General features: G+C 60.2%; 6 protein-coding genes. 1 reads left to right on the forward strand and 5 read right to left on the reverse strand.

The genetic code is table 11. The features are described from left to right. Positions 1-146 precede the first annotated feature (146 nt). The 5 genes from FNU79_RS18430 to FNU79_RS18450 form a co-directional block, all read right to left on the reverse strand. A complete protein-coding gene (locus FNU79_RS18430; protein WP_225430181.1) occupies positions 147-1,028 on the reverse strand; it encodes a carbohydrate ABC transporter permease in 882 nt (293 codons plus the stop codon). Positions 1,029-1,079: 51 nt separating this feature from the next. Beyond that, entirely contained in the window at positions 1,080-1,967 is an 888-nt protein-coding gene (locus tag FNU79_RS18435; protein ID WP_124873938.1) for a carbohydrate ABC transporter permease, read from the reverse strand. Further along, positions 1,964-2,842, reverse strand: a complete 879-nt coding sequence (locus FNU79_RS18440) for an amidohydrolase family protein (RefSeq protein WP_124873940.1) — start codon at positions 2,840-2,842, stop codon at positions 1,964-1,966. Before FNU79_RS18440 ends, FNU79_RS18435 begins: the two co-directional genes overlap by 4 nt. Before the next feature lie 77 nt (positions 2,843-2,919). Then, the gene (locus FNU79_RS18445; RefSeq protein ID WP_143722261.1) at positions 2,920-4,143 is read right to left on the reverse strand and encodes an ABC transporter substrate-binding protein; all 1,224 of its coding nucleotides are present in this window, start codon (positions 4,141-4,143) and stop codon (positions 2,920-2,922) included. Between the two features lie 75 nt (positions 4,144-4,218). Continuing rightward, positions 4,219-5,316, reverse strand: a complete 1,098-nt coding sequence (locus tag FNU79_RS18450; RefSeq protein WP_185974812.1) for an ROK family protein — start codon at positions 5,314-5,316, stop codon at positions 4,219-4,221. Between the two features lie 361 nt (positions 5,317-5,677). Here FNU79_RS18450 and FNU79_RS18455 point away from each other — a divergent pair, with 361 nt between their 5' ends. Next, complete coding sequence (locus FNU79_RS18455; protein WP_143722263.1) at positions 5,678-6,976, forward strand: amylo-alpha-1,6-glucosidase; 1,299 nt, start codon at positions 5,678-5,680, stop codon at positions 6,974-6,976. The last annotated feature ends 134 nt before the right edge of the window (positions 6,977-7,110 follow it).

The raw sequence follows: 7,110 nt of genomic DNA on the forward strand, positions 1-7,110 counted from the left end.
TTTGGTGTCGGTCGGCCACTTCTTTCGCTGTTTTCCCATAATTTCCCTCCAGTGTGCCCTACCCTCGCAAGTGGGCGGACGTTTTTGGAAGGATTTCTTGGAGCATTACCACCCAGCAGATAAACCAGTGGCTTGGCTAGGGGGTTTCAGCGTCCGCCGAATCCCCCAGCGGTGATGCCCTGGATAAAGGACTTGTTGCCGACGGCGAACACCACGAAGATGGGCAAAATTGCCAGCACGCTGCCAGTCATCAGCAGCGCCCAGTCGGTGTTGTACTGCCCACGCAGACCCGCCAAGCCCACCGTCAGTGTCTGCATCTCCGGTCTGGTGGTGGTGATCAGCGGCCACAGAAAATTGTTCCACTGCGCGATGAAGGTGAAAATCCCCAGTGCACCCAGCGCGGGCCGCGCCAGCGGCAGCATGATGCGCCAGAACACCTGCGCGTAACTCGCGCCGTCGATGCGGGCGGCCTCCTCCAGCTCTCTGGGGATGGTCAGAAACGCCTGACGCAGTAGAAATGTGCCGAAGCTGCTGAAAGCAAATGGCAAGATCAGCGCGGCGTACGTGTCAATCCAACCGAGTTGCCTTACCAGGATGAAATTGGGAATCAGCGTGACCTGCGAGGGAATCATCAGGGCACTGAGGTACAGCAAGAACAGCAGTTCACGCCCCCGGAAGTGCAGGCGGGCAAAAGCGTAGGCGGCCATACTGCACACCAGCAGTTGCAAAGCCGTGACGGCCAGCGACACAAACAAGCTGTTGAGCATCAACCGCCCGAATGGAATCAGGCTGAAGATGCGGGTGTAGTTTTGCCACTGCGCCTCGGCAGGCAGTAGCGCGGGCGGGTATTTGAAGATTTCGGTGGGAGCTTTAAGACTGCTGGAGATCATCCAGATAAACGGTGCGGACATGCTGAGTGCTCCCAGCAGCAGGACACCGAAAATGACCCAGTTGAGCGTAGGGTTCCGGCTGCGCCGTCCGCTCACTTGAAGCTGAGCCTGAGGTGGTTGTGTGGTCTCTACCGTCACCAGACGCCCCCTTCTCCCCAAATAAAACGGGTCTGCTTCTCTATCCAAGCCTTAATCATAATGAACCCACCGATGTTGCAAGCGGTACTGCACCAGCGTAAAGGCCAAGATAATAGCGAACAAGATCATGGCGGCGGCGCTGGCGTAGCCCATGCGGTAAAACTGGAAGGCGTTCTGATAAACGTAATAGACGATGGTATTGGTGGCGTTTGCGGGGCCGCCCTGGGTCATCACGAAGGCCAGGTCGAATACCTGAAACGAGCCGATCAAGCTGACGATGGCGACGAAAAAGGTGGTGGGTGACAAGAGCGGCAAGGTGATGAAGCGGTGCTTTTTCCAGCCCACCGCGCCGTCGATCTCGCCCGCTTCGTAAGCCTCGCGGGGGATGCCCTGCAAACCCGCCAAGAACAGTACCATCGAGTAGCCCAGCCCCTGCCAGATGGCAACGATAATCAAAGCAGGCAGTGCGTACTTCGACGAATTGAGCCAGCCCGGCAAGTCCTGTACGCCCACGGCACTGAGCAGAGCATTGAGGACGCCGAAGTTGCTGTTAAAGATCCACGACCAGATCAGCGCGACTGCTACCGTGGACGACACCACCGGCAGAAAATAGATGACGCGCAGGGCGTTCTGGCCCCAGACGCCCCGGTTGAGCAGCAGCGCCACGAAAAACGCCAGGATCATCTGTACCGGTACCGTCCAGATCACGTAGAAGAAGGTGTTGCGCATAACCTTGTGAAACAGCTTGTCCTCAAACAGCAGCTGGCGGTAATTGTCCAGCCCGGCCCAGTGCGGCGCGGTAAACAGATCCCAGCTGGAAAACGAAATGCCGAAGGCCGCCAGTACCGGCAGCAGTACGAACACCATGAACAGCAGCAGGCTGGGGGCCAAGAAGAGCCACGCGCTGCGGGTCTCCTCACGGGCCATCCTGCCGCTCATGCGCCGCCGATACCAAAGATATGGGCAGCGTTACGGTAAAAGATCTGCTCCTGATCGTCGGCGCTCAACCCCATGGCGTCAAAAGCGTCTCTCCAGCGCTTGACATCTCCGGCGATGCGGTTGAGATCACTGTCGCTGCCGTAGACCAGTTTGCGCGGCGAGATCTCGCGGCCAATGTAGCCTCCCTCGACGATGTGGTGGTGCACCACGTCTCCGCCGCTGACATCGAAGTACAGCCGGGGCCGCCAGCGGGCGATCGCGCAGGCGGTGCGGTAATCCGGCCATCCCAGATGTGCGCCGATCATGAACAGCTCAGGAAAGTAAAAGGCGATGGTGTCCAGGTAGATCGGCTGCATCCGGGCGCTGGAAAAGCCGTAGGGCCGGGTGCGAATCTGCCGACCAAGCTCCTGAACCAACTTCTCCTCTGCCTCACCTTCGGGCGGCGCTTTCCAGGCGTCTTCCTTGGCCCCCATCAGGTAGTCCACCGGGCCGCCCAGAATCCCGGTGTGAAACAGAATCCGTAGTCCCCGCGCCTGGGCCTGCTCATAGAAGGGGTAGTAGGCTTCATCGTCGTAGTTTTTGGACACGCCGATCACCTTGATGCCGTGAAAGCCGCGTTGATAAAAGTCCTCGACGGTGCTGACCGGGTCGCGGTCTAAGTCGAGTCGGCCCATGGCGATCACCAGATCGGGCCGCTGCTCGAGCGCCCGCGCCAGTGCGTCGTTGCCCCGTCCCGGATTGGCCAGCAACCCGATTTTGACGATGCCCACCTGCTCGCAGACCTCAGCCATCTCTTCTAAAAAGCCGTCCTCCGCGCCGCGCGTCGTCAGGCGATCCCAGTGGCCGTAGTGAACGTGTGCGTCGATAATCTTCAAGGGCAAAACCTCCTGTGGATTAAAGGAATCGGGGCGGTGGCCGGAGAGCGTTCCCCAGTCCACCGCCCCGCTCAGGTTTACTTGAGCATCTTGTTGACGTCGGGCGCGATCTTATCAAGCGCAGCTTTAGCGGTGCTTTCACCGTTCCAGACCGTGTCGAGCGCTGGGTTGAGCATGGTGTTGGTGATCTGGACATAAGCGGCGAAGTTGGGATAGACGCCCTTACGGTCACTCTCGGCCAGAAAAACAGACTTGAATGGCACATCGAAAGCGGCAGCGACGGCTTTGTCGCGGTTCATGGCGGGCACGGCCCCGCCCGCTTTGGCGAAGATGATTTGCCCCTGCTGACCGGCCAAATACTGAAGGAATGTCCAAGCTTCGGCTTTGTGCTGGCTGTTGGCATTCATTGCGAAGCCCGCGCCGCCCACCGTGTTGGCCCGCAGGCCGCTGGGACCGGTGGGCAGCGGAGCCACCGCCCACTTGAACGGCGCAGTCTTGAAAGTGGTCAGGCGGGCGGCGTTGGTCATCACCATCGCCGCCTGACCACTGCTGAACAGTTGGGTGCTGTCGCCAATCTGCGCCATCTCTTGGAACGCTGGAGCCACTTTGTCTTTGTTGATGAGGTCGCCCAGGAACTGAATGGCCTGCACGCCTTTGGGGTCATTGAGCATGAATTTGGTCGGGTTGAAGGGATCGTCGAAGACCTTGCCGCCGTTCTGATACACAAACGTCGGCCACTTGTTGTTCTCCAGGATCACGCCGTAGCGGCTGACCCGGCTGCCACTGCGCTGCGTGAGTTTCAGGGCGGCGGTCCGCAGATCAGCCCACTTCCATTTGTCGGTGGGATAGGCAAGCTTGGCGGCGTCGAAGGCGTCTTTGTTGTAATACAACACCATGGTGTCGTTGTCACGCGGAATGGAAAAGAGGCCGCCTTTATACTTGTGAATCGCCAGAAATTCGGGGTTGTAGTCCGCGATAGGGAATTTGTCCTTAGCGATGTATGAATCCAGGCGCTCCAACTGAGCGCGGCTGGCATAAGTGGGAACGTTGGTGATGAACATCACGTCCGGCCCAGCCTTGGCGGCCAGTTGAGCGTCCAGTTTCGTCCAGTATCCACTCCAAGGGGTCTGCTGGTAGTCCACCTGAATATCGGGATGGGTGGCGTTGAAATTCTTGACGATCTCCAAAAAGGGCGGCGCTTCAGCAGGATCGCCCCAGAACGAGAACACCAGCTTAGTGGCCGCTGAGGCCGATGAGGTCAGCATCAAGGTGGCAAGGAGAGTCAAGGTGGCTTTTTTCATTTGGAACCTCCGGCCCGCAACGGGCGTGAGAACATGAGCGGGCGGCTAAACGCGGTCGGGAGTGCGGTACGCTTTTCAGGCGTGGGCGGACTGGTGTGGTCTTGCACGGTCACTCAACTCCTCGAGCAGATCAGCGCTGGCCCTCGCGGCAGCCATCTGCACGGCCCCCTGCACCACCGCGCTGTCTGGGAACTGCGAAATGCACAACTGCGGCGCGAACGGCAAGCTCTCCTGCAACTGACGCTGAAGACTGGGAAGCTGCGCCAGCAACTTGCTGCCGATCCTGCCGCCGATCACGATCCGGGCAGGATCGAGCGTGAGGGTCAGCACCTGCAGAGCGCTCAGAAGGGCGCTCAGAAAGGGGCGCATGGCCGCGCGCTCCAGCATGGCCGGGGAGCGCCCCGCCAGCAGCGGGACCAGCTGCGTGGCCTGCAAACCCAGCAGACGGGCCAAACCGGTTTCAGACAGCAACTGTCCCAGATTCTCGCCGCCCGCGCCGGGCAGGTAACCCAGCTCTCCCGCTCTGCCTTGATGGCCGTCCAGCAGCTCCCGGCCCTGGGTGATGCCCACACCGAAGCCGCTGCCGATTGAGACGAAGGCCAGCAACTCACCGGGACGCGCTTCACTGACGGCGGCCAGATTGACGTCGTTGTAAAGCAAGACGGGGAAGCTCAGTTCACTCCGCAGCCGCGTGAGCGTGGCGGGGTCTTCGAGTTCAGGCAAATTGGGAGCGTGACTCACCACGCCGTCCCGCACCACACCCGGCAAACCCAGGGCCAGCGCACGCGGGACTTGGCCCTGTGGCCCGCAGAGAGCGTCGATTGCGCGTTTCAAGGCTGGCCCCAGTTCACCGCTGGCCTCCCCGCCACGCCAGGGAACTGAACGCTGTTCCAACAAGTCGCCGCGCAAATCGCCCAGGCCTAACCGCAGTTCATGCACGTCCACTTCTGCGCCCACCACCAGCCGGGAGCGGTGGTTGAGGTTCACCAGCTTGGGCGGCCTGCCGAGTGTGCTGCGTCCCTGACCCAGTTCCAGCAGCAGATCTTGCTGCAGCAGCGTGTCGATGGCCGCTGAAGTTGCAGGCTTGGAGCGCCGCAGGTGCCGCGCCAGTTCCGCACGCGAACCTGGACCGTACTGCTGAATGTGAAGCCAGACCTGCTGAGCGATATTCACAGTCCTCCAGTGGGGCCCAAACGAACCAAAAATCTGCAGAGGAGCGTGACAACGTTGCCTTTAGTTAGGTGAGATACCTGAAAGCGTAGCCCTGAAGCGCGGGCAAGTCAAGCAAGAGTGGCCTGTTTGTTCGTTGTACCGAGTGCATCCTCGGCACGTCTCCTGATTGGCTCTACGCAAATAACCTTCTATAGTTAGGCCACTTCACAGTGTCAGGGCGGGGCACACTTCAGGAACCTTTGTGGGAGCGTCAGAGGAGCAAAGCAGCGCACAGCGGCTGGGTGTATTTGCCTTTTTTCCTGTCTGGCGGCCTGCTCCGAAGCAGATTTGCGCCCAGCGCGATCAGAGGATGGAGGATCACATGGACAAGGTTGAACAGGCATATCAAGAAGCTCTCAAAGTGCTGCGCGGCTGCGCCTCTCCGCTGGGCCTCAAAGCCAGTTCGCTGGGCAGCGGCTATCCACAGGTGTGGGCCAGAGACGCGCCGATCACGGCTCTGGGCGCGCTGATGACCGGGGACGAGGAGCTGATTCAGGCGGTGCGAGTCAGCTTAGAGACGCTGGGCGCACATCAGAGCGTGCTGGGCATGATTCCACTGAATGTGGACACGCGCACCGGGGAAGTGACCACCGAAAATGCCGGAGCTATCGACGCCAACATGTGGTTTGTGCTGGGCCACTTCGCTTACCACCAGACCACCGGCGATGCGGCTTTTTTGCGGGCAGCCTGGCCGCGCCTTCAAGCGGCGCTGACCTGGCTGGCTTACCAGGACATGAACGGCTGCGGCCTGCTCGAAGCGCCGGAGGCCGCCGACTGGGCCGACTTATACTCGACCCGTTACAACACGCTGTATGCCAATGCGCTCTATGTCGGCACCCTAGAAGCCGCCGCGCAGCTCAGCGCTGCATTGGACAGCACATCAGGCGAGGGTCAGCAGCTCCGGGAACAGGCCGCCGACGTGAGGCGCAAGATCAACTTGCTGCTGTGGCTGGACCGGCCCTGGAATGGTCACGAGTTCGGGCAACAGCTCGAAGAACTCAGGGCCATGCGGCTGGAATGGTTTTTCCTCTACCAGAATACCGCCACCCTGACCGAGAAGCCGTTTTACCTGTCCTGGGCAGGCTTCCGCGAATTTGGCAACACCTTCGACGGGTTTGGCAACATGCTGGCCATCTTGTTCGGCGTGGCTGGTCCTGAGCAGACGAGCAGCATTCTGGATTACGCCCACGCGGCGGGCACCGACGATCCTGCTCCACTGAAGGCCTTTTTTCCGCCGATCTATCCTGGCGAGCGCGACTGGCGAGAGCACTTCCGCAGCCGCAACCTGAACCTACCCGATCAGTACCACAACGGCGGCATCTGGCCATTTCTGGGCGGATTCTACGTGCTGACCCTGCAACAAGTCGGCATGCGTGGCCGTGCAGAGGAAGCGCTGCATAGTCTGGCGCTGGCCAACGAAAAAGGCCGCACCCGCCCCTGGGAGTTCAACGAATGGTTGCACGGACGCTCCGGCAGACCGATGGGTCATCCCCTGCAGGCTTGGTCGGCAGGCATGTACGTCTGCGCCTACCAAGCGGTCAGACTAGGGAAAATTCCAGCACTTCCCCTCAGTCTCCATTCAACGCAACTGGGCGGGCAGATTCCCAGTTCCAAGCCTTAAAAATCCCGGCCTAAGCCGTGCAGAGATCAGGAGCAGGGGTAATGCTCCAAGAAATCCTTCCAAAAACGTCCGCCCACTTGCGAGGGTGGGGCACACTGGAGGGAAATTATGGGAAAACAGCGAAAGAAGTGGCC

Origin of the sequence: Deinococcus detaillensis (genome assembly GCF_007280555.1) — a bacterium.
GTDB classification, from domain to species: Bacteria; Deinococcota; Deinococci; order Deinococcales; family Deinococcaceae; genus Deinococcus; species Deinococcus detaillensis.

What these genes read in the sequence shown, in the direction of transcription:
- FNU79_RS18435 (WP_124873938.1), bottom strand. Translation starts at nt 1,967, where the DNA reads ATGAGCGGCAGGATGGCCCGTGAGGAGACCCGCAGCGCGTGGCTCTTC.
- FNU79_RS18445 (WP_143722261.1), bottom strand. Translation starts at nt 4,143, where the DNA reads ATGAAAAAAGCCACCTTGACTCTCCTTGCCACCTTGATGCTGACCTCA.
- FNU79_RS18455 (WP_143722263.1), top strand. Translation starts at nt 5,678, where the DNA reads ATGGACAAGGTTGAACAGGCATATCAAGAAGCTCTCAAAGTGCTGCGC.